Origin of the sequence: Myxococcus xanthus, assembly GCF_006402735.1 — a bacterium.
GTDB lineage: Bacteria > Myxococcota > Myxococcia > Myxococcales > Myxococcaceae > Myxococcus > Myxococcus xanthus_A.
The window spans coordinates 6,350,044-6,371,966 of the sequence record NZ_CP017174.1; the positions used below are offsets into that span (position 1 = coordinate 6,350,044).

General features: G+C 69.5%; 16 protein-coding genes. 10 read left to right on the forward strand and 6 right to left on the reverse strand.

Features of this window, described 5'->3' with window-relative positions:
• Positions 1–194: 194 nt before the first annotated feature.
• Both BHS09_RS25810 and BHS09_RS25815 read left to right on the forward strand, forming a co-directional pair.
• A complete protein-coding gene (locus BHS09_RS25810; protein WP_140794149.1) occupies positions 195–1,178 on the forward strand; it encodes a zinc metalloprotease HtpX in 984 nt (327 codons plus the stop codon).
• Between the two features lie 151 nt (positions 1,179–1,329).
• Positions 1,330–2,364 (forward strand): coiled-coil domain-containing protein, encoded by a 1,035-nt coding sequence (locus tag BHS09_RS25815; protein WP_140794151.1) that lies wholly within the window; start codon positions 1,330–1,332, stop codon positions 2,362–2,364.
• 81 nt (positions 2,365–2,445) lie between these two features.
• On the opposite strand, the gene BHS09_RS25820 is transcribed toward BHS09_RS25815, so the two are convergent.
• Complete coding sequence (locus BHS09_RS25820; RefSeq protein WP_140794153.1) at positions 2,446–2,901, reverse strand: MarR family winged helix-turn-helix transcriptional regulator; 456 nt, start codon at positions 2,899–2,901, stop codon at positions 2,446–2,448.
• A gap of 119 nt (positions 2,902–3,020) precedes the next feature.
• Here BHS09_RS25820 and BHS09_RS25825 point away from each other — a divergent pair, with 119 nt between their 5' ends.
• From BHS09_RS25825 to BHS09_RS25835, 3 genes are read left to right on the forward strand one after another with little or no spacing between them, the layout of a single operon-like run.
• Positions 3,021–4,409, forward strand: coding sequence for a TolC family protein (locus BHS09_RS25825; RefSeq protein WP_140794155.1), 1,389 nt, complete (start codon positions 3,021–3,023; stop codon positions 4,407–4,409).
• A gap of 5 nt (positions 4,410–4,414) precedes the next feature.
• Positions 4,415–5,557, forward strand: coding sequence for an efflux RND transporter periplasmic adaptor subunit (locus BHS09_RS25830; RefSeq protein ID WP_237077426.1), 1,143 nt, complete (start codon positions 4,415–4,417; stop codon positions 5,555–5,557).
• Between the two features lie 22 nt (positions 5,558–5,579).
• A complete protein-coding gene (locus BHS09_RS25835; RefSeq protein ID WP_140794159.1) occupies positions 5,580–8,726 on the forward strand; it encodes an efflux RND transporter permease subunit in 3,147 nt (1,048 codons plus the stop codon).
• A gap of 120 nt (positions 8,727–8,846) precedes the next feature.
• On the opposite strand, the gene BHS09_RS25840 is transcribed toward BHS09_RS25835, so the two are convergent.
• Complete coding sequence (locus tag BHS09_RS25840; protein ID WP_237077427.1) at positions 8,847–9,299, reverse strand: hypothetical protein; 453 nt, start codon at positions 9,297–9,299, stop codon at positions 8,847–8,849.
• A 539-nt stretch (positions 9,300–9,838) separates the two neighbouring features.
• Between BHS09_RS25840 and BHS09_RS25845 the strand changes: the two genes are divergently transcribed.
• Positions 9,839–11,386 carry a sensor histidine kinase gene (locus BHS09_RS25845; protein ID WP_140794163.1) on the forward strand — a complete coding sequence of 516 codons (1,548 nt, stop codon included), beginning with the start codon at positions 9,839–9,841 and terminating at the stop codon, positions 11,384–11,386.
• Entirely contained in the window at positions 11,383–12,714 is a 1,332-nt protein-coding gene (locus BHS09_RS25850) for a M16 family metallopeptidase (protein WP_140794165.1), read from the forward strand. Before BHS09_RS25845 ends, BHS09_RS25850 begins: the two co-directional genes overlap by 4 nt.
• Here the strand turns inward: BHS09_RS25850 and BHS09_RS25855 are convergent.
• Positions 12,695–14,020, reverse strand: a complete 1,326-nt coding sequence (locus BHS09_RS25855; RefSeq protein ID WP_140794167.1) for a tetratricopeptide repeat protein — start codon at positions 14,018–14,020, stop codon at positions 12,695–12,697. The genes BHS09_RS25850 and BHS09_RS25855 overlap by 20 nt on opposite strands.
• A 40-nt stretch (positions 14,021–14,060) precedes the next feature.
• On the opposite strand from BHS09_RS25855, the gene BHS09_RS25860 reads away from it, so the two are divergent.
• Entirely contained in the window at positions 14,061–14,405 is a 345-nt protein-coding gene (locus BHS09_RS25860) for a hypothetical protein (RefSeq protein WP_011555013.1), read from the forward strand.
• A gap of 254 nt (positions 14,406–14,659) precedes the next feature.
• On the forward strand, positions 14,660–15,262 hold the full coding sequence (locus BHS09_RS25865) for a class I SAM-dependent methyltransferase (protein WP_237079827.1): 603 nt from the start codon (positions 14,660–14,662) through the stop codon (positions 15,260–15,262).
• A 175-nt stretch (positions 15,263–15,437) separates the two neighbouring features.
• Here BHS09_RS25865 and BHS09_RS25870 read toward each other — a convergent pair whose 3' ends face one another.
• The 3 genes from BHS09_RS25870 to BHS09_RS25880 form a co-directional block, all read right to left on the reverse strand.
• Positions 15,438–15,875 (reverse strand): DUF779 domain-containing protein, encoded by a 438-nt coding sequence (locus BHS09_RS25870; protein ID WP_140799397.1) that lies wholly within the window; start codon positions 15,873–15,875, stop codon positions 15,438–15,440.
• Positions 15,875–17,395 (reverse strand): aldehyde dehydrogenase, encoded by a 1,521-nt coding sequence (gene adh, locus BHS09_RS25875; protein WP_140799398.1) that lies wholly within the window; start codon positions 17,393–17,395, stop codon positions 15,875–15,877. Before adh ends, BHS09_RS25870 begins: the two co-directional genes overlap by 1 nt.
• A 176-nt stretch (positions 17,396–17,571) precedes the next feature.
• Positions 17,572–19,719, reverse strand: coding sequence for a sigma-54-dependent Fis family transcriptional regulator (locus BHS09_RS25880; protein ID WP_140799399.1), 2,148 nt, complete (start codon positions 19,717–19,719; stop codon positions 17,572–17,574).
• Between the two features lie 355 nt (positions 19,720–20,074).
• On the opposite strand from BHS09_RS25880, the gene BHS09_RS25885 reads away from it, so the two are divergent.
• Complete coding sequence (locus BHS09_RS25885) at positions 20,075–21,916, forward strand: OmpA family protein (RefSeq protein ID WP_140799400.1); 1,842 nt, start codon at positions 20,075–20,077, stop codon at positions 21,914–21,916.
• Positions 21,917–21,923: the final 7 nt, after the last annotated feature.

The following is a 21,923-nucleotide window of genomic DNA, read 5'->3' on the forward strand; positions in this document are numbered from 1 at the left end:
CTCCTCGCCCATTCCCTGTTCCCCCGGAAGTGGCATCGCCGTTGGGGCGCGGGCAACCCACCTCGTGGCCCGTTCCGGGAGCGGTTCCGGGGCAAGCGCGGCGGCCATCCAGGCGCCGTCTCCGCCGTTGCCGAGCCCTGACGCTTGTTTACGTTTCCAGAGGGCTCCGCACGGGGCCCGGAAACGAGACGGCCATGGCGCTCCACCCTTCCCACGACACGGGCCGCGCTGGTGCGGACCGGCCAGCGCTCCACGGTGGCGGCGGTTGGCACCGGCTGGGCAATGCGCTCAAGACCACCGTACTGCTGGCCGGGCTCACGGCCCTGGTGCTCGTCATCGGCGACCGCTTGGGCGGCCCGCGGGGCCTGCTCTTCGCCGGCCTCTTCGCGGTGGTGATGAACTTCGGCTCCTACTGGTTCAGCGACCGGATTGCCTTGGCCATCCACGGCGCCAAGCCGTTGCCCTACGAGCAGGCGCCCTGGCTGCACGACATGGTGGCGCGGCTGGCCTCCCGTGCGGGCATGCCGAAGCCCAAGGTCTACATCCTCCCCACGGCGGCGCCCAACGCGTTCGCCACGGGCCGCAACCCGAGCCACGCCGCCATCGCGGTGACGGCGGGGCTGATGGAGCTGCTCGACCGGCGCGAGCTGGAGGGCGTGCTGGCCCATGAACTGGGGCACGTGCGCAACCGGGACACCCTCATCGGCACGGTGGCGGCGACCCTGGCCGGCATCATCAGCTACGCCGCGCAGATGCTCTTCTGGTTCGGCGGCTCCATGCTCAGCCGGGGCGACAACGACGAGCGCGGCGGACTGGGCAGCGCCTTCGCCAACCTGGGCCTGCTGCTGGTGGCCCCCATCGCCGCCACGCTGCTCCAGCTCGCCGTCAGCCGCTCACGGGAGTACGGAGCGGACCAGACGGGCGCCGAGCTGGCGGGCGACCCGGACGCGCTCGCCAATGCCCTGCTGAAGCTGGAACGCGGCGCGGAGGCCATTCCCTACGACAGGGCCCCCGCCACCTCCCACCTCTTCATCGTCAACCCGCTCCACCATGGCGGAGTCATGGCCCTGTTCTCCACCCACCCGCCCATCCCCGAGCGGGTCCGCCGGCTGAGGGAGATGGGCGCCCGCCTGGGAGCCCGCACCGGTGGGCGCGGCGGCTGGGAGTACGCGTACTGAGGTGACGGACGGCGCCCCGGGCGCCCGCCGGGCCGCTGGCCAAGGCGACGCAGGGAGTGAACCGAAGCACGTCCAGCAGTGGACCCTTGACGCCCCGGGGGCTGACGGTAGGCTGCCCCGCTTTTTGCATTTCCCCGTGGAGGTCGTTCCCGTGCTGGTCCTGGTCCTCGCCCTTGCTGTCGGGCTCGCCATCTCGCTCTATTTCAATCTCTTCGCCGGCCCCAAGCACGCCGCGCTTCCCTCGTCGTCCACGTCGTCGTCGGCGCCCCGCGCCGAGTTGGTGACGGACACCCAGGCGCGTGCCAAGGCCGAGGCGGAGCTGCAGCGCAAGCAGAAGGAGCTGGACGAGCAGCGCACTCAACTTCAGGACGTGAAGGAGCAGCTGAAGCAGGCCAAGCGCAAGCTCTACGAGCAGAAGGAGTCCGACAAGAGCGCGCAGGACCTGGCCAAGGCGCGTGCCGAGGTGGAGCGCAACGCCTCCACGCAGCTCGAGCGGACCCGTGAGGAGCTGTCCCACGCGCTGGTGGAGAACCAGCGGCTGAAGGCGGAGGTGGAGTCCAAGGGCCGCCGCCCGCAGCCCGCGCCGGCCGCGCCCGCCCCCATCGCCGCGCCCGCCACGCAGGTCGCCGCGCCCGCCCAGGAGGGTGAGGCCGTCATCGCCGCGGTGGTGCCGGTGGTGCCCACGGCGACGGAGACGGTGCCGCAGGAGCGTGGCCAGCGCCGCTACCGCGAGCTGACTGACGCCGACCGCGAGAAGATGGAGCGGCTGGAGCAGGCGGCGAACAAGGACCGCCTCCGCGCGGTGGAGCTGGAGAAGGAACTGCGCCGGGTGAAGGGCCGCAACGAGACGCAGCAGCGCGTCTATGCCGCCACCAAGCACGACCTGGACCTGAGCCGCGACAAGTACAAGGCCCTGGAGAAGCGCCTCAACCGCACGCTCCTGGAGCGCGACCTGATTCGCCGGGCCATCAAGGACCTGGAGAAGAAGACGGGCATGCTCGCCGACCGCACGGAGCTGACGCCCGAGGAGGTCGCCGCCAGCGACCAGCGCACCGAGGAGACGTCGCGCGTGCGCGCCGAGGCCGAGGCCCAGGCCACCCCCAAGACGGAGGCCCCGGCCGACACCGAGCAGCAGGCGCCCGAGAGCGCTCCGGCCGACGCGGAGTCCAAGCCCGCGCAGGCCTGACGCACCCGCCCTCACATGGGCACCTTGAAGGGCTCGGCATCCTGGAGGACCTCCAGGGCCGGGCCCTTCGTCATTTCCACATCAGGAGTCGGACGAGCCGCAGCCGCCTTCCAGCGGCACCGGCCCCCGGGCCTGGAGAAGGCCCGTCAGGAGCTTGACTGTGAGGCGCTTGAACTCCGCCATCTCCTGCGCCGTGAGGTAGCGAAGCAGCTCCGCGTCCGTCCATAGGAGCGCGTCGCGCAGCAGGTTCAGCTCCGTCTGACCGGCCGGGGAAAGCTCCAGGCGCGCGCACCGGCGATCTTCCGCGGTGCTTCGCTTCACCAGGCCGTCCTCCTCCAGGCGCGCGACGAGCCGGCTCACCGCGGGTGCGTCCACGAGCAGCCGCTCCGCGATGGCGGCCTGGCTGCGCACACCGTCAGCGATGGATTTCAGCGCCAACAACTGCATGAAGGGTCTGCTGGTCTGCTCGCCCAGTCGCTCGGTGAGGAGGCGACGGATGGCGCGCCGCAGCGAGGCCATTTGCTCCGGGACAGTCATCTCCCCCCAAAGATGGTTGCAGACTACAACCATTGTCAATTACATCGACGCGACGCGTTTGGTCACAACGGGGGGAAGTTTTCAGCCCACACGCAGTTCCCTCATTTCCTCCTCCTGGTATGGCATCCCCTTCCGTCATTCTTCTGGCGCTCTTCGCGGCGTCGACGCTGACCGAGCCGTCACCGTCCATTCCTGCGCCCGTCCCCTTCCAGCCGAAGGTGGAGGACGCGATGCTCACCCCCGTTGCCCCCGCACAGCGGCAGGTGACGACCTGGGACGAGGCGCTCGCGCTCGTCCGGGAACGTTCCACCGACCTCCGAAGCGCCGAAGCCGGCGTGGAGCGCGCCGCTGGCCGCTCCCGGCAGGCCCTGGCCGCGCTGCTACCCAATGCGCGTCTGTCATCCAGTGTCGGTGTGGACCTCCTCAACCCCGACCTCCCCGTGGGCGCTGGCGGTACACCACTGGTGGGCATAGGTGGCGGCGACACCCGCGGTCCCTCCACGCCGCTGATCACCGCCACGGCGAACGTGACGCAATCCCTGGTGGACGTCAGCGCCTGGCGCGGGCGCGCCTCGGCCGTGGCCGCCGAGAAAGGCGCGGCGGCGACGCTGGGCGAGACGCGGCGGCTGCTCACGCGGGGGCTGGCCCAGGTGCTGGTGTCCACGGTGGCGGCGGAGCGGGCGGCGGAGATCAACCGCGTGGGCCTGCGGCAGGCATTGGAGCGCTTCGCGCTCGCGCAGCGCACCTATGAACTGGGCGCGGGCAACCAGTTGGACGTGGTGCGCGTGGAGCAGGACGTGGCGGTGGCCCGTGGCGCCCTCGTCGCGGGAGACGAGCAACTGCGGCGCAGCCGTGAGGCCCTGGGTCTGGCGGTGGGCTTCGGCAACGCCGTTGGCGTCAGCCGGGACTTCAACCTCCAGGGACTGGTGAACGAGACGCAGCGGGCCTGCACGCCCTTGAAGGACATGAACGAGCGGACGGACCTCGTGGCCTCGCGCGCGCAGCTGGAGTCCGCGCGCGACAGCCGCCAGCAAGCCACCGCCGGCTACCTGCCCACGCTGGGCCTGTCGAGCACCGCCATTGGCCTCACCACGGACCCCGGCTTCGGCCGCGTGGCCATCTGGAGTGTGTCCGCGGTGCTCTCCGTCCCCATCTGGGAAGGCGGCCTGCGCGGCGGCTTGATTCGCGAGCGCGAGGGGCTCGAGCGCCAGGCAGCGGAGACGCTGGAGAGCACCCGCCGCGACGTGTCGATTCAGGTGGCCCAGGCCCGGCGCTCCGTGGAGGTGGCCGAGGCCCTGGTGGCGACGGCGGTGGCGTCCCGCGACCTCGCGGACCGGACCGACCGCCTCACCCGCCGTTCTTTTGAAGTGGGCCGCGGCAGCAGCCTCGAGCTGGTGCAAAGCGGAGCGGCCCTGCGCCAGGCGGAGCTGACCCTGGTGCTGCGTGAATTCGAGCTCGTCCAGGCGCGCCTGGACTCATTCCTGACGGAGGCGCGGTGCGACTGGTGAATCGGATGAAGGCAATGTGGGGTGCCACCCTGCTGGCGGTGGTGGCGGGCTGTTCGGGGCAGAAGGCCGCCCCACCGGCCCCTCCGCCCCGCGAGGTGGAAGTCGTGACGCTCACCCCGCGCGAGGTGCGCGAAACGGGGGAGTACCTGGGCTCGCTGATGTCGCGGCAGAACGTCAGCGTGCTGCCCCAGGTCGCGGGCTACGTGCGCAAGATTCACGTGCGTCCCGGTGAGAAGGTGGAGGCCGGCGCGGCGCTCATCGAGGTGGACTCGCGCGAAGGCACCGCCGCGCTCGACAGCGCGCAGGCGCAGCTCAGCTCCACCCAGGTGAGCCTGGAGCTGGCGCGCCGCACGCTGGAGCGCACCGAGGCGCTCTACAAGGAAGGGCTCGCGAGCGCGCAGGAGCTGGAGCAGGGCCGCGCGCAGGTGGAGGCGGCCCAGGCCGCGGCGCGTTCTTCCGCCGCGCAGGTGACGCAGCGCCAGGTGCAGCTCCAGTACCACGTGGTGCGCGCGCCCTTCGCAGGCACGATGGGCGACGTGCTGGTGCGGCTGGGTGACTACGTGGGCATGACGACGCCGCTCACCAGCGTGGCGCAGGCGGACGTGCTCGAGGTGAGCGTGTCGGTGCCGTCGCCGCGCGCCCGGTCGATGAAGCCCGACACCGCGCTCGAAATCCTCGACGGCACGGGCAAGGTGCTGCTCACCAGCAACGTCTTCTACATCGCGCCCCAGGCGGACCCGCGTACCCAGTTGGTGGAGGTGAAGGCCGCCTTCCGCAACACCGTGGGCCTGCGGCCCAGCGAGCTGGTGCGCGCGCGGCTCGTGTACTCGGCCCGGGATGCGCTGCAGATTCCCGCGCTCGCCATCGTGCGGCAGAGCGGTCAGCCCTTCGCGCTGGTGGTCCTGGCGAAGGACGGGAAGACGGTGGTGGAGCGCCGCCCCATCACGCTCGGCGCGCTGGGCGAGATGGCCTACGTGGTGGAGAGCGGGCTCCAGTCGGGCGACCAGGTCGCCGTGTCCTCGCTGCAAGCGCTGCGGGATGGCATGGCGGTGAAACCCAAGCAGGCCAACGCCCCCAACGCCCCCACTGACAGCGGCCCGCCCCGGGCCTCTGGCAATGGTGGCGGCACTGTCGGCGGGAGCCGCTGAACGAAGGGCCGGATAAAGCACCATGTTCGTCGATTTCTTCATCCGTAGGCCCGTCTTCGCCATCGTCTGCTCCATCCTGCTGACGCTGGTGGGCCTGATAGCCATCCCCACGCTGCCCATCTCCCAGTACCCGGACCTGGCGCCGCCACAAGTCACCGTGACGAGCACCTACGTGGGTGCGAGCGCCGAGGTGGTGGAGAGCGCCGTCACCATCCCGCTGGAGCAGGAGCTCAACGGCGTGGAGGGCATGCGCTACATCACCTCCACCAGCAGCAACGACGGCACCAGCCAGATCACCATCACCTTCGAGGCCACGCGCGACATCGAGGTGGCCGCCGTCGACGTGCAGAACCGCGTCAGCCGCGCCGCGGCGCGCCTGCCCTCGCAGGTGAACCAGACGGGCATCGTCGTCAACAAGGCCTCCAGCCAGATGCTGCTGACGGTGGGCCTGTTCAGCGAGGACAACCGCTACGACGCCAAGTTCCTCAGCAACTACGCCGACGTGAGCCTGAAGGACGCCATCAAGCGCGTGCCCGGCGTGGGTGACGTCCGCATCTTCGGCGAGCGCAAGTTCTCCATGCGCCTGTGGCTGGACCCCACGGAACTGGCGCGCCGCAAGCTCACGCCCCAGGACGTGACGCGCGCGCTCCAGGAGCAGAACCTCCAGGTGGCCGCGGGTCAGATTGGCCAGCCGCCGTCCACCGATGACCAGCCCTACCAGATCGCTGTGCGGGCCCGGGGCCGGCTGGTGGAGCCGGCGGAGTTCGGCGACATCGTCCTGATGCGGAACACGGATGGCACGAGCATCCGGGTGAAGGACGTGGGCCGCGTGGAGCTGGGCGCGGAGAACTACGGCACCGTCCTGCGCTTCAACGGCAAGACGGGCGTGGGCCTGGGCATCTTCCAGCTGCCCACCGCCAACGCGCTGGACGTGCGCGACGGCGTGTACGCGGAGCTCGAGCGGCTGTCGAAGCAGTTCCCGCCCGGCATGCAGTTCCAGACGGGCACCGACACCACCCTGGCCGTCCGCGCCTCCATCAACGAGGTCATCAAGACGCTGGTGGAAGCCATCGTCCTCGTCATCCTCGTCATCTTCCTGTTCCTGCACGGCTGGCGCAGCGTGCTCATCACCGCCTTCACCCTCCCCGTCTCGCTCATCGGCACCTTCGCCTTCGTCCACCTGATGGGCTTCTCCATCAACACCCTCACCCTCTTCGGCCTCACGCTGGCCACGGGCCTGGTGGTGGACGACGCCATCGTCGTCATCGAGAACATCGAGCGGTTGATGGTGGAGCGGCGCCTGTCCCCCGTGCAGGCCGCGCGCGAGGGCATGAAGGAGGTGACCGGCGCGGTCATCGCCATCTCCATCGTGCTGGTGGCGGTGTTCGTCCCGGTGGCGCTCTTCCCGGGCACCACCGGCGCCATCTACCGGCAGTTCGCGCTGACCATCGCCGCCTCCGTGGCGCTGTCCACCTTCTGCGCCCTCACCCTCACCCCGGCGCTCAGCGCGAAGATGCTGAGGCACCACGAGGGACCGAAGTGGGTCTTCTTCCGCTGGGTGGATAAGGTGCTGGACGGCACGAAGGCCGTCTACGGGCGGAGCCTGCGCAAGTTGCTGAAGTATCCGGTCCTGGTCCTGCTCGCCTTCCTGGCGTGCATCGGCGGCACGGCGCTGCTGTTCCGCGCCGCGCCCACGGGCTTCATCCCCGACGAGGACCAGGGCTACCTCATCATCTCCATTCAGGGCCCCGAGGGCATGTCGCTCGCCCAGACGGAGAAGGTGCTGGCAGAGGCGGAGGCGATTCTGCAGGCGCAGCCCGAGGTGCGCGCCATGTTCGCCATCGGCGGCTTCTCCATGCAAGGCAGCGGCCCCAACATGGCCACCATCTTCTCGTCGCTGAGCCCCTGGGAGGAGCGCAAGGGCAAGGGCCAGTCGGTGGCCGCGCTAGTGGAGCGGCTGCGCGGCCCGCTGAGCGGCATCGGCGGCGCGCGCGTGCTGCCCTTCCAGCCGCCCGCCATCCGAGGCGTCGGCAGCGTGGGCGGCTTCCAGTACATCGTCGAGGACGTCGACGGCACCAGCTCGCTGGATGACCTGGCCGCGGCCACGCAAATGCTGGTGGCGAAGGCCAACGAGCAGGGCCAACTGCGCGGCGCCTTCAGCACCTTCAACGCGGACACGCCGCTGCTCGACGTGGAGGTGGACCGGCAGAAGGCGAAGGCGCTCGGCGTGCCGATTGAGCAGGTGTTCGGCACCATGCAGGTCTACATGGGCAGCCAGTACGTCAACGACTTCAACTACGCCAACCGCACCTACCGCGTGTACGTCCAGGCGGAGCAGCAGTTCCGCGACAGCCCGTCGGACATCGGCGCCTTCTACGTGCGCAGCGACACCGGGGACATGATTCCGCTGGAGTCGCTGGTGAAGGTGGAGCCCACCGTGTCCGCCCAGGTCATCCGCCACTACAACCTGTTCCGCTCGGCGGAGATCAACGGGCAGCCGGCGCCGGACGTGTCCTCCGGCCAGGCGCTGGAGGCCATGGAAGCGCTGGCCGCGCAGTACCTGCCCCAGGGCATGAGCGCGGAGTGGACGGGCATCAGCCTGGAGCAGAAGGAGAGCGGCGGTCAGACGGCCATCATCTTCGCGCTGGGTCTGCTCTTCGTCTTCCTGGTGCTCGCGGCGCAGTACGAGAGCTTCAGCCTGCCGCTGGTCATCATCTTCTCCGTGCCCCTGGCCATCATGGGTGCATTGGGGCTGCAGTTGGCGCGCGGGTTCGCCAACGACGTGTTCTGCCAGGTGGGACTGGTGATGCTGGTCGGCCTGGCCAGCAAGAACGCCATCCTCATCGTGGAGTTCGCCGAGCAGCTCCGGGAGGGCGGGAAGAGCGCCATCGACGCGGTGGTGGAGGCGGCGGAGGTCCGCCTGCGCCCCATCCTGATGACGTCCATCGCCTTCCTCCTGGGCGTGGTGCCACTGATGACGGCCTCCGGCGCCGGCGCGGCGTCCCGCAACTCCCTGGGGACGGCGGTGTTCGGCGGCATGCTGGTGTCCACGGTGGTGAACTTCGTGTTCATCCCCGGGCTCTACGTGATGATGCAGAAGCTCCGCGGCGACGCGAAGCGGACCACCGGTGAGGACGAAGCGGTGCCCACGCCCGCCGCGTCCCACTGAGGTCCGCGGGCGCTGGAAGAAAAACGGCCCGGCTCCTCACACGAGGGGCCGGGCCGAATGCTATTTGGACATCAAGCGAACAGTGGCGCCAGCGCCTCCCCGTCGCGGATGAGCCGCGTCTCAGGTCTCGGAGATGGGATACCCGCCACCGCACCCGCACGTCCTGGCGCGATCAAACCGGTACTCCGTGCAGGTTCCGCCCTGCGGGTTGGAGCACACGCGATAGCTGTTGCGATCCTGGTACTCGGTACCAGTCGTCACCAACTGCCCATCGACGCGCGTCTTGCAGATAGGGTTCAGCGGGTCGCAAGCCGTCTTCGGTGCGCACTCGTATTGAGCAGACCAGTCAGTACAGGCCAGGTAGCCAGCGCCAATGCAGTTCCCTTCGCTCGCGGGCTGGCATGAACTCGTTAGCGCCTGCAACATCTCCGCATCGGGAACCGGAATGACGGAGCTCAACTCAATGCTGCTTGAGGAGAGTTCACCGTCGCCAGAAAGCTGCTCTTCCGCAGGACCACACGCGGACAGCATCACCAGCACCGCCGCTCCAACAAAACCCCTGAGCTTCGTCATATGCAACACCATCAAGCTTCCGCCGCCAGAAGCCAGTTTGACGACCCGTCGCCAACTGCCTCCAGGTCATAGTTGTCGTGACAGGGGATGCGGCAATTTGCTCCAACCGGAGATCCCAAACACGACATAGCACCATCCACATCGAACAACTCAAACTACCCTCCAAACAAGAACCAGAAAAAAGACAGACACAAACACCTTGACACCCACCAAAAGTCAAACAGAGCCCATGCAAAATTAAATTTCCACCACCTCTGCAATCACCCATGCAAATCCACACGCCATCTGTTTTGAGTTTGCGCCGAGAAACCAGTCCGAGGTCCCGGTGGATAAGGTCTCGCACAAACCAAGCTCTTGACCTTCCCGAGCTCCGGGTCCTGAAAGACCGAGTCAGCGCAGTCGAGACGTGTCGGGATGCGCCCCCTGGAGTACGCTGAGACCCACTGGAGGTAGCCCCTCCCCCTCGGCGGCCCCCGAGCAGGCGCCTGTGCCCCCTGGAGACGAGACTTGCGGTTGGACAGCCCGCCACGTAGCGAGGAATGCCCGTGAAGCTCTCCCTCGCGACACGCATCTTCCTGGGCTACGCCGTGGTGCTCGGCACCTTCGGGCTGGTGTCCCTGTTCAGCGTGACGGAGCTCCACCGCAACCGGCTGGAAATCCGGCTGGTGAGCCAGGGCTACCTCCAGCTCTCCCAGGACGCCGCGGAGCTGGAGACCTTCCACGCCACCCAGGAGAAGGACACCGAGCGCCTGATTCAAGAGGGCAACGTCGAAATCCGCCGCGCCTTCATCCGGCTGGCCCGGACCTACAACTCGCCCCTCATGACCCAGCGGCTCGCCGCCGCCCAGGCCAAGGCGCATGAGGTGCTAGCCTCCGCCCCCGACAGCGAGGGGCCCTTCATCCGGGGCCTGGAGGACCGCTTCGGCGAGCTCCAGGCCCGCTACCGCGACTACGGCCGCGCCGCGGAGGCCGTCTTCGCCGTCCTGTCCACGGAGAATCCGGACCGGGAACAGGTCGCCGTCGCAACCGCCGCGCTGCGGCAGGAGGAGAACTCCATCGGCCGCGAGATTCGCGTGCTGCGCGCCGCCCTGTCCAACCGCATCCGGGAGCGCGTGGACGGCGCCGAAGAGCGCGAGCGAACCACCGGCCTCTTCATCATCGGCTTCTCCGTGGCCGCCATCGCCGTGGGCGTGGGCGCCACCGCCTGGTCCGCCCGCACGCTGCGCCCCATGCGCAACCTCATCCGGGGCGTGTCCCGCATCGGCCGCGGTGACTACAACGCCCAGCTCGGCGTGCGCGGCGACGACGAGGTGGCCGTCCTGGCCCGGGAGTTCGACCAGATGGCCCGCTCGCTCCAGGCGCGCGAGGCCCAGCTCAAGGCCCAGGCCGAGGCCCTCATGCGCGCGGAGCAACTGGCCGCCGTGGGCCGCATCTCCGCGCAAATCGTCCATGAGGTGCGCAACCCCCTGTCCTCCATTGGCCTCAACGTGGAGTTGCTCCAGGACGGCTTGGAAACCGCCCGCTTCGCCACCCCCGAGGACGCGGCCGAGGTGAAGGACCTCATCGCCGCCGTCACCCAGGAAGTGGACCGCCTGGCGGACGTCACCGAGCAGTACCTGCGCATGGCCCGCCCGCCCCGGCCCGACCTGGACCCCCGCGACGTCACCGCGGTGTTGGACACCGTGCTCGACTTCACCCGCGAGGAGCTGGAGCGCGCCGGCGTGGACGTGGTGCGCGACTTCGCCCTGGATACCCCGCACGTGCTCGCCGACGAGGGCCAGCTGCGGCAGGTCTTCCTCAACCTGCTGCGCAACAGCCGCGAGGCCATGCCGTCAGGCGGCCGCCTCACCATCATCACCCGTCCGGCGGAGGACGCCGTGGAGGTCACGGTGCGCGATACCGGACAAGGCATCACGGAGGATGTCCGACAGCACCTCTTCGAGCCCTTCTTCACCACCAAGGAGGGGGGCACCGGCCTGGGACTGGCCGTCAGTCAGCAAATCCTCCAGGCGCACGGTGGCTCGCTCTCCTGCCAGAGTATTCCCGGCCAGGGGACGGCCTTCGTGTTAAGGCTTCCTCGCGCATGAGCTTCACTACGTACCGGGACGTGCTGCCCTCGGGGCTGCGCGTCGTCACTGTCGAGACGCCCCACCTCCACACCGCCCTGCTCGCCGTCTACGTGCGGACGGGCAGCCGTCACGAGACGCTCGTCAGCAATGGCGTCAGTCACTACCTGGAGCACCTCTTCTTCCGCGGCAGCGAAGGCTGGCCGGACACGGTGAAGATGAACGCGGCCGTGGAGGAGGTCGGCGGAAACCTCAACGGCGTCACCACCCGGGACCACGGGTACTACTACACGCCCATCCACCCCGCGCACCTGCGCGTGGGCCTGGACATCATCGGCGACATGCTCACCCGCCCCCGCCTCACCGACATGGAGGTGGAGCGGCAGATCATCCTCGAGGAGATGCTCGACGAGGTGGACGAGAAGGGCCGGGACATCGACCTGGACAACCTGTCCAAGCACCTGCTCTTCCCCGGTCACCCGCTGGCCCTGAAGATTGCCGGCACGCGTGAGTCCGTCACCAGCCTGACGCACCCGCAGATCCTGGAGCACTTCGCCCAGCACTACGTCGCGGGGAACATCGTCGTCACCGCCGCCGGCCGGGTGAAGCACTCGGAAGTCCTGGAGATGACCGAGCGAGCCTTCGCCCGCCTCCCGCGCGGCCCGTCCAGCGTCGAGGCGCCGCCGCCCCTCACTCCGGCCGGCCCGCGCCTGCACTTCGTCAGCCATGACGAGTCGCAGACGGAGTTCCGCCTCAACTTCCGCGGCGTCCCCGAACAGCACGAGGACTACCCCGCGCTGCAGATCATCCGCCGCGTGTTGGATGACGGCCTGTCCTCGCGGCTGCCGTACGAAATCGTGGAGAAGCGCGGCCTGGCGTACTCCGTGAGCGCGTCGCTGGACGCGTACCACGACGCGGGGCTCCTCGAGATTGAGGCCGCCAGCGCTCCAGAGAGGGCCGCGACGGTCATCACCGAGGCCTTCCGCGTGCTGTCCACGCTCTGTGAGAACGAGGTGGGCGAAGAGGAGCTGGCGCGCGCCAAGCGCCGGCACCGCATGCTGCTGGAGTTCTCCCAGGACTCGCCGGGCGAGCTGGCCGGCTGGTTCGGCGGCACGGAGCTGTTCCGCACGCCGGAGTCGTTTGGCCACCGCGCCGACCTGGTGGACTCGCAGTCCGCCGCGCGCGTGCGCGAGGTGGCCCGGCGCTACTTCAACCGGGAGAACCTCACGGTGGTGGCGGTGGGCCAGCGCAAGGGCCTCAAGGCCCTGGAGCGCGTGGTGGCGGACGCCCCCGGCCTTCCCGGGCCGGAGGCCGCGCCGCTGGCGGTGGTCAGCGGCGGCCGCGGATGATGACCGGGCCCGAGGACTTCTTCTTGGGCTTCGGCAGCAGCGCGTTCAGCGTCTTCTGGGTGCGGAGGTAGTCCGGGTTCTCCGGCTCCCGCTTCAGGGCCTCGTCGATGAGCTTGAGGCCCTGCGTCACCTTCGTCTGCATCCGCGCATAGAGGGCGGCGAGTTGGGCCTTCTCCTCGAAGGTGGCCTCGCTCATGCTGAGCAGCAGCTCCAGCGACGACTCCGCGTCCGTGATGCGGTCCGCATTCAGGTGGATGCGCCACATCCGGGCGTGAACGGGCGCGAAGCGGGGCTCCGCGGACAGCGCGAAGCGGTAGGCCTCCTCCGCGCCGCGCCGGTCCCCTTGCTCCTCCAGGGAGCGCCCGCGCACGTACTGCGCCCGGGCCAGCCGGGGGTTGAGCTGGAGCGCCTGGTCCACCAGGGCCTGCGCATCCGCTCGGCGGCCCTGCACCCGCACCGTCTCCGCCAGCCACGCCAGCGCGTCGGCGTTCTGCGGCTGCGCCTCCACCAGATTGCGCAGGGCCTCCTCCGCGTCCGCGGCCCGGCCCAGGGCCAGCAGCACCCGTGCGCGCAGCGTCACCACCTCCGGCCGCTCCGCGTCAGCTCCCTTCACGGCGTTCAGGTCGGACTCGGCCAGGTCCGGGAAGCCGCTGACCAGGAAGTAGCGCGCGCGCAGCAGCCGCGCGGAGGCCAGCGCCGGGTCCTGGTTGAGGAGCCGGTCCATGAGGTTGGCGGCCAGGAGCTCGTCGCCCTTGAGCCAGAGCACCTCGGCCTCGACGGACTTGGCCTCGGCGTCGTCTGGGTTCTCCCGCAGGATGTTCTCCAGCGTCTTGAAGGCGGCATCAATCATGCCTTCCCGCGCCTGGATCCGGGCCAGCCGCAGCACGTCCGCATCCGGCAGGTTGCCCGCATCCCGCATGGAGATGAGCGCCGCGAGCGCGTCCTTGGTGAGGCCCTGCTGGAGGTAGATGTCGGCCAGCTGGCGCTGGATGGTGGGGTCCGAGCCCGGCGACATGGAGGCGGCCTGCTTCAAGGCCAGGATGGCGGCGCCCTCATTGCCCGCCATGCGGTGGGCCTGCGCCATGAGCAGGTGCGGCTCCGGACTGTCAGGCGCCGCGGTGGCGGCCCTGCTCAGTGCGGCAAGCGCGGCGTTGGCCTGTCCACTGGACAGGTGGCTGCGGGCTTCAGTCAATGCTGCCTGGGCCCGCTTGGCCTGGTTCTCCGCGGCGGCAACTTCCGGCTCTTTGCAAGCAAGCAGCGGAAGGAGCGCCAGGGTCCACGGTCTGATTCGAAAAAGACGGTGCATCGCTGAGGCGCAGGGTACCGGATGTTATCCTCCTTCGTCGATGGACCCATTCGTTCGGCGCCTCGTGGAGAGGCTCCATGACCCCAGCAAGCCGCTGTCGCGAAACCGGCACTTCCACACGTTCGAGACCCCCGAGGGGCGAGCGGCGCTGAAGGTGGTCCGGCGGCTGCGCAGCCTCCAGAAGGACATCCTCGCGTGCCACGCGGAGGGGTTCCGCGCGCGAATCTTCCGCCACGCGACTGGGAAGGGCGAACACCGCATCGAGCTCCTCATGGAGCGCCTCTCCGGCCGCCGCGTCTCTATGCTCCAGTCCGACGAATTCGAGCTGCTCACCGCGCTGCCCGGCGTGCGTGACGCGCTGGAAGTGTTCGACGAAGCGGCATAGGCTCCTCGCCATGGATTCCTGTCGGCACCTGGCCCCCGTGTCCCTGCGCGGCTGAGCGCGGCAGCAAGCGGACTGCTCCGCGCTGTTCGGACGCCGCTGCACTCTGCGTCCGTTCCAGGCGATGTGTGCCCTGGTAGGGCCTCCCCGGTCTCTTTGCTGCCTTCGTGCCCGCTTTCCGCGTCGCGGAAGGCCCGGGCGCGATGTGCCGCGCTCCTGTTCCTGAGCCACGGCCTCGCCTGGCGTGCGCCCCGTGCGTGACGAACCTCCGTCATGCGTGTGCGGCTTCCACGCGCGTGCGGGCTGCCGGGCACTACCTGGCCCGTGTACTCGACCGGTGCCCGGCGCTGACGGGGCTCGCCTTCGACATCTCCCGCTTCGCTGCCCGGCGGGCCGCCAGGGTCCATGCCCGTGCGGGTGCCCTCATCGCGGACGGCGAGCGGACGTTGCCCATCCGAAGTCACAGCGTTGCACTGGCGCTCAGCGTCTTCGCTCCTCGCAACGTCCCAGAGTTCCACCGCGTCCTGAATCACCGAGGCGCACTGCTCATCGTGACACCCACAGACCAGCACCTGACGCAGCTCATCCAACCCATGGGCCTGCTGAGCGTCGCCGCGCGAAAGGAGGAGCGGCTCCACACACGGCTGCGGACCACGTTCGCGCCAGGCGTCCGGGAATCGCTGGAGCTGACATTGCAGCTGACGCGCGACGACGCGTTCCACATCGCGGCCATGGGGCCCAGCGCGTTCCATGCTTCCACGGAGGAGCTGCGGCGGCGCGCGGACGTGTTGCCCGAGCCTTACGCCGTCACCGCGTCCTTCACCGTGGCCAGCTACCAGCGCGTGGAGAAACCCCTCTAACAACACGCGCCGCGGCAACAGAGGCCACAGGCGGTGGTCAGGAACCGGGCGCACGTGAATCGCATCGCGACGTCAGGCGACCGAGGGTGCCGGAATGCGCCAATGGCAGACACCTGCCGCCCGTGAAACACAGCGGGCCCGGCGCGCGTGACGGCGTGCCGGGCCCGTGGAACGGCTACTCCGGAGGTCCACGCCGGGGCGGCGGCGCGTTCTTCATCCGTTCGTATTCCTCGTCCGTGAAGACGCGGCTGCGGGTGAGGAAGCGCACGCCCAGCGGGGACTCCAGGCTGAAGCCCGCGCCCCGCCCCTTCACCACGTCCAGGGTGAGGTGCGTGTGCTGCCAGTACTCGAACTGCGCGCCGCCGATGTAGACGGGGCAGCCCTCCACCTCGCCCAGGAAGACGTCTCGCTGGCCCACGCGGAAGTCCCCCACGGGGTAGCACATGGGCGCGCTGCCATCGCAGCAGCCGCCCGACTGATGGAACATCAAGGGCCCGTGCGTGGCGCGGAGCTGGCGAATGACGGCGGCGGCCTCGGGCGTCACGTCCACCCGGGCCACCGCCGTGGCGCCGTCCTGTCCGCCCGTGTCAGGGCCGGCACCGGCGCCACTCATCAGAAGAAGCCCATGGCCTTGGGGCTGTAGCTGACCAGCAGGTTCTTCGTCTGCTGGTAGTGGTCCAGTATCTTCCGGTGATTCTCACGCCCGATGCCGGACTGCTTGTAGCCGCCGAACGCCGCGTGCGCGGGGTAGATGTGGTAGCAGTTGGTCCACACGCGGCCCGCCTCGATGGCGCGCCCCGCGCGGTAGGCGGTGTTCCCGTCACGCGTCCACACGCCGGCGCCCAGGCCGTACAGCGTGTCGTTGGCCTGGCGGATGGCGTCGTCGAAGTCCTTGAAGGTCGCCACGCTCACCACGGGGCCGAAAATCTCCTCCTGGAAGACGCGCATGCGGTTGTGGCCCTGGAACACGGTGGGCGCCACGTAGTAGCCCTCCTTCAGGTCGCCGGACAGCGCCACGCGCTCGCCGCCGATGAGGACCTTGGCGCCCTCCTTCTTGCCGATGTCGATGTAGCTGAGGATCTTCTCCAGCTGGTCGTTGGACGCCTGGGCGCCGACCATGGTGTCGGTGTCCAGCGGGTTGCCCGGCTTCACCTTGCGGACGCGGTCGAGCGCCTTCTCCATGAACTGGCTGTAGATGCGCTCGCTGATGAGGGAGCGCGACGGGCAGGTGCAGACCTCGCCCTGGTTGAGCGCGAACATGGCGAAGCCTTCCAACGACTTGTCGAAGAAGTCGTCGTCCCGCGCCATCACATCCTCGAAGAAGATGTTGGGGCTCTTGCCGCCCAGCTCCAGCGTGACGGGGATGAGGTTCTCACTGGCGTACTGCATGATGAGCCGGCCCGTGCTCGTCTCGCCGGTGAAGGCCACCTTCGCGATGCGCGGGCTGCTGGCCAGCGGCTTGCCCGCCTCGACGCCGAAGCCGTTGACGACGTTGAGCACACCTTCGGGCAGCAGGTCCTGGATGAGCTCGGTCCACAGAAGGATGCTGGAGGGCGTCTGCTCCGCGGGCTTGAGGACCACGCAGTTGCCCGCCGCCAGCGCCGGGGCCAGCTTCCAGGCCGCCATCAGGAGCGGGAAGTTCCAGGGGATGATCTGCCCCACGACGCCCAGCGGCTCGTGGAAGTGGTAGGCGACGGTGTCGTGGTCCAGCTCGCTCACCCCGCCTTCCTGCGCGCGGATACACCCGGCGAAATAACGGAAGTGGTCGATGGCCAGCGGGATGTCCGCGGCCAGCGTCTCACGCACGGGCTTGCCGTTGTCCCACGTCTCGGCGACCGCGAGCATCTCCAGGTTCTGCTCCATCCGGTCGGCGATCTTGTTGAGGATGTTCGCTCGGACGGTCGGCGAGGTGCGGCCCCAGGAGAGCCGGGCCGCGTGGGCCGCATCCAGTGCCTTCTCGATGTCCTCGGCCGTGGAGCGGGCCACTTCACAGAAGGGCTTGCCCGTCACGGGGCTGATGTTCTCGAAGTACTGACCACGCGTGGGTTCGACCCAGCGCCCGCCAATGAAGTTCTGGTAGCGGGGCTTGAACTGCACCTTGGAGCCGGGCTGATTGGGGGCGGCGTAGATCACTGCGCTCTCCTTGGGTGGTTTGGTGAACGGGACACCCCAGAGCAGCGCGCGTGCCAGGGCCCGCGTCCGTCGACGTTGCGGCGCGTCGTGTCCCGCTCTGCGACACCTGTCCGGACACGCATGGCGCGGAGCGCGACAGGTGCGTCGCGCGATGGACACCGTCTTCCAGTGAACGTTCAGGCGCGCGAGGGCAGCGTGATGCCGAAGCGCTCCGCCATCCGGTAGAGCGTGCTCCGCGCGATGCCCAGACGCCGGGCGGCCTGCGCCACGTTGCCGCCACTGAGCGCCAGTGCTTCCTGGATGGCGCGGGCCTCCAGCTCGCGCAGCGGGCCGGCGGCGGCACCCGCGCTCGGTTGACGCGGCGCATTGGAAGCAAGCGGCACTGCGGGCCGTGGTTCTACCTGGGCCCCGGGCGAGGGCGGGCTTCCCAGGCCTGACGGCAGGGCGGCCACGTCCAACACGGGGGCGCCTCCCGCGCGAACCAGCGCCAACCGCAGCACTGTCTTCAGCTCGCGCACGTTGCCGGGCCAGTGGTGGGCTGCGAGCCGGGTGAGCGCGGCGGCGGAGATGCTCGGCGTGGCCAGGCCCTCTTCTTCCGACAACCGCCGGAGGAGTGCATGGGCCAGTTCCGGCAGGTCGGTGCGCTCGCGCAGCGGTGGCAGCCGCAGCACCGCGCCCTGGAGGCGGAAATAGAGGTCGGAGCGGAACGTGCCGTTGCGCACGGCCTCGTCCAGGTCCCTGCAGGTGGCGCCCACCAGGCGGAAGCGCGAGCGTCGCACGCGGGGCTCACCCACTCGCGAATAGGAACCGTCCTCCAGCACCCGTAGCAGCAATACCTGGAGCGCGGGCGGCATCTCCGCCAGCTCGTCGAGGAAGAGCGTCCCGCCGTCCGCCGCCGCCAGCTTTCCGTCCGCGCCTCCGACACGCGCGCCAGTGAAGGCGCCGGGCGCGTGGCCGAACAGCTCGCTCTCCAGCAACGCGGGCGACAGCGCGCCGCAGTTCACCGCCACGAAGGGCCCCGTGGCGACCGTGCTGGCCGCGTGCAGTGCGCGCGCGAGGAGCTCCTTGCCCGTGCCCGTCTCCGACAGCAGGAGCACCGGCAAGCTCGTGGGCGCGAACCGCTCCGCTTCTCGCAACGTGGCGCGGTGCTGCGGGTCGTTCCCCTTGAGCGCCTCCCACGGTCCAGGTGGCACTACCGTATCCGCTTGCCACAGGTCCCGAGACAGCGCTCGCGGCGCACGGCCCACGGAGGAAGGCTCCGCCACAGCCGGGCGCGAATCCGCGCGCCCAGGGGTCATGCCCACGAACTCACCACCGGACAGCGACGCCTCTCGCGGTGCATGCAGAGACCGGACACCAGAAGACTCCAGCCGCACCAGCACTGCGAGCGCCGAGCTCCCATCCCCCGTCCCCACCGCCTCCGCATGGATGCGCCAGGCCGGCCCCTGTAAAGAAAGACGCGTCTCCAGCGCCACGCCTCGCAACGCGGCGTCCGTCAGCACCCGCCACGAGACTCCGAGCGCTGCCTCCACCGCCATCGGCCCCTGCCCACCGAGCAACGCGCGCGCGGCCGCATTGCAGCGGCTCACCCGCCCCATCGGCTCGACGACGAGCACCGGACCATCCTCACGCGACAGGCGCGACTCCAACCCACCCCGCGCAGCCGCGGCCACCCGGGCCCAGGCGACCTCGCGCAGCCGCGCCTCGGCGGCGTGGGCCACGCTGGCCACCGCCACCAGCACCAGCGGATCCGCCGCGCCAGCCGGCCCCGTGACGTCCAGCACGGCCACCAGCTCCCCAAAGGGGTCATGGACCGGCGCCGCGTAGCAGACCAACCCATGGTGCCGCTGCGCGTAGTGCGCCGGCCCCACCACCGCGACGGCGGAGGATTCCGCCAGGGCAGTGCCAATGGCATTCGTCCCGCGAGACGTCTCATCCCAGCAGGCCCCCTCCACCAGGCGCACATAGTCCGCGTGGTTGGTGAAGTCCCCGCCCGAGCTGCGCGTCGCCAGGATGACGCCCTCACGGTCCGCGAGCAGCGCCACCCGACCCGAAGGAAGGGGCGCCGCCGACAACATCTCCAGCATGCCGCCCAACTCCTGCCACACCGGCTCCAGCCGGGCGCGGCGCTCGACGAGCGCCAGGCTGCCCACGCTGGGACCTTCGTCCGGCTGCCCGGTGCTCGGGGCGCCCAGCGACCGTGAGCGCTGCCACCGGGGGAGGATGGAGCGCAACTCCGGGCGCAACCCCGCCTCCCCGTCGAGCGCACCCACGAGGAACTGCTCCCACAGGAGCGGTGATGCGCTGAGCGTCAGCGTCCCCAAGGAATTTGAATCTTGGTTGAATCCCGATGGGGACAACAACCTGGGAACGCCGCAATGTTTCTGTCCCAACCTGACGCAGCGCACCATGGGACTCGGGTCGCCCCCACCCCACCTTCGAAGTCCAGGGTTGGGACCTCGCCTGACACGTCATTGACGCGTCAGCCGGCGGCGCGACACGGCGCTGACACGTCAACGGCCCGCGTCCGGACCCAACCCACTTCACAGGTCCCTCTCACACACCTCTGAGGTCCCCCCCGCGACAAACGTGGCGCGTTGCGTGCAAAACACTCCGCGTCTCAAGTATGGCGGACGCCCACGTGCGCTTTTCCGGCGACACGTTGAGGGGGAGGAACTCTTGTCTTCACATCCGTATCACCCATGGCTTGGAGGTCTGGCCGTCCTCTGGGCGGTCACGGCCCAGGCCCAGGCGCAGCGCATCCCCGGCATCGAGCTGGAGCGGCTGCAACTCAATCCCGGTGCACGCGACAGCCTGGTGCTGTCCACCGGCGACCTCATGTCCCGCGGCGAGTACCGCCTCGGCTTCACCGGACACTATGAGAAGGAGCCCTTGGTGCTCGTCTCCGGTGGAGAGCAGCAAGGCGTCATCGTCTCCAACCGCGTGACGGTCCACCTCAGTGGTGCCTATGCCATCACTGACTGGCTGGAGCTCGGCGCGCAGGTGCCCATCGTGTCCCAGTGGGGACCGGACACCGCGGCGCTGGGCGTCGCCACGCCGTCCACGAGCGCGCTTGGCACGCCGTGGCTCCAGGCGCGCGCGGGAATCCTCTCCGAGCAGCGCGGCGGGCTGATGGATTTGGGCCTGCACCTCGGCGCGGCCCTGCCCATTGGCAGCACGGAGACGCTCACCCGGGACCAGGGCTTCGTCTTCTCGCCTCGGCTCGGCCTGGGCAAGCAGTTGGGCGGCACGTGGCGCGTGGGCGCCGACCTGGGCGCGTTGGTGCGGACCAAGACGTATGCGCTGTCCCCCAACACGCAGCCGTACCTCGACGAGCTGGGCACGGAGCTGAACGGCGGCGTCAACCTGTCCGCCGGCCTGCTCGGCTTCCGCCAGGAGCTGGTGGTGCGCGGCACCCTGCCCGTCGCGAACGCGCCGGAGTCGATGGAGGTGCTGCTGGGCGTGCGCGTTCCCATGCCCGCGGGCACGGAAGTCTACGCCATGGGTGGCCCTGGCTTCGGCAGCACGCCGGGCACGCCGTCGTTCCGCGTGCTCGCCGGCCTCACCTTCGGCACCCCCGCCTCCACGCCCAACGCATGTGTGGAGGGTCAGCCCCATGACCCCGCCCGCTGTCCGGACTTCGACCTGGACGGCGACGGCATCAAGAACGCCGCCGACCGCTGCCCCACCGTCGAGGGCCTGTCGGAGCTGAATGGCTGCCCGGACGGGGACGACGACGGCGACGGCCTGCCCAACCTGGCGGACCGCTGCCCGAAGGAGGCGGAGAACTTCAACGGCTTCGAGGACCAGGACGGCTGCCCGGATGACCCGGACACCGATGGGGACGGAATCTCCGACTCCAAGGACCAGTGCCCGGACCAGGCCGAGGACAAGGATGGCTTCCAGGACGAGGACGGCTGCCCCGACCCGGACAACGACAACGACGGCGTGCTCGACACCGCCGACCGCTGCCCCAACGAGGCTGGCCCCAAGGAGAACCGCGGCTGCCCCGACCAGGACCGCGACAGTGACGGCATCGTCGACCGGCTCGACAACTGCCCCACCGAGCCCGGCCCGGCGAAGAACCACGGCTGCAAGGAGAAGCAGCTCGCGCAGATTGGAGAGAATCGCATCCAGCTGCTCGAGGCCGTCTACTTTGAGAACAACAAGGACGTCATCATCGCGCGCAGCAACAAGCTGCTCGACACGGTGGCCAACATCCTCATCGCCCACCCGGAAGTGGAGAAGGTGCGTGTCGAGGGCCACACCGACAACCGCGGCAACCCTGACTACAACCTGGACCTGTCCCAGCGCCGCGCCGACGCCGTCGTGCACTACCTGGTGAGCAAGGGCGTGGCCCGGGAGCGCCTGGAGTCCAAGGGCTTCGGCCCCACCCAGCCCATCGCGGACAACAACACCACCCAGGGCCGCGCGAAGAACCGCCGCGTGGAGTTCAAGATCGTCGGCGACGCAGAGGGCGTGCAGACGCAGCAGGGCGAGCCCTCTCCCGACACCCACTGAGAACCGA

Bases quoted from the DNA above. Each gene is read 5' to 3' on its own strand.
- BHS09_RS25810 (WP_140794149.1), top strand. From the start codon at position 195: ATGGCGCTCCACCCTTCCCACGACACGGGCCGCGCTGGTGCGGACCGG.
- BHS09_RS25860 (WP_011555013.1), top strand. From the start codon at position 14,061: ATGGACCCATTCGTTCGGCGCCTCGTGGAGAGGCTCCATGACCCCAGC.
- BHS09_RS25870 (WP_140799397.1), bottom strand. From the start codon at position 15,875: ATGAGTGGCGCCGGTGCCGGCCCTGACACGGGCGGACAGGACGGCGCC.
- BHS09_RS25835 (WP_140794159.1), top strand. From the start codon at position 5,580: ATGTTCGTCGATTTCTTCATCCGTAGGCCCGTCTTCGCCATCGTCTGC.
- BHS09_RS25845 (WP_140794163.1), top strand. From the start codon at position 9,839: ATGCCCGTGAAGCTCTCCCTCGCGACACGCATCTTCCTGGGCTACGCC.
- BHS09_RS25855 (WP_140794167.1), bottom strand. From the start codon at position 14,020: ATGCACCGTCTTTTTCGAATCAGACCGTGGACCCTGGCGCTCCTTCCG.
- BHS09_RS25825 (WP_140794155.1), top strand. From the start codon at position 3,021: ATGGCATCCCCTTCCGTCATTCTTCTGGCGCTCTTCGCGGCGTCGACG.
- BHS09_RS25840 (WP_237077427.1), bottom strand. From the start codon at position 9,299: ATGACGAAGCTCAGGGGTTTTGTTGGAGCGGCGGTGCTGGTGATGCTG.
- BHS09_RS25830 (WP_237077426.1), top strand. From the start codon at position 4,415: ATGAAGGCAATGTGGGGTGCCACCCTGCTGGCGGTGGTGGCGGGCTGT.
- BHS09_RS25820 (WP_140794153.1), bottom strand. From the start codon at position 2,901: ATGACTGTCCCGGAGCAAATGGCCTCGCTGCGGCGCGCCATCCGTCGC.
- BHS09_RS25850 (WP_140794165.1), top strand. From the start codon at position 11,383: ATGAGCTTCACTACGTACCGGGACGTGCTGCCCTCGGGGCTGCGCGTC.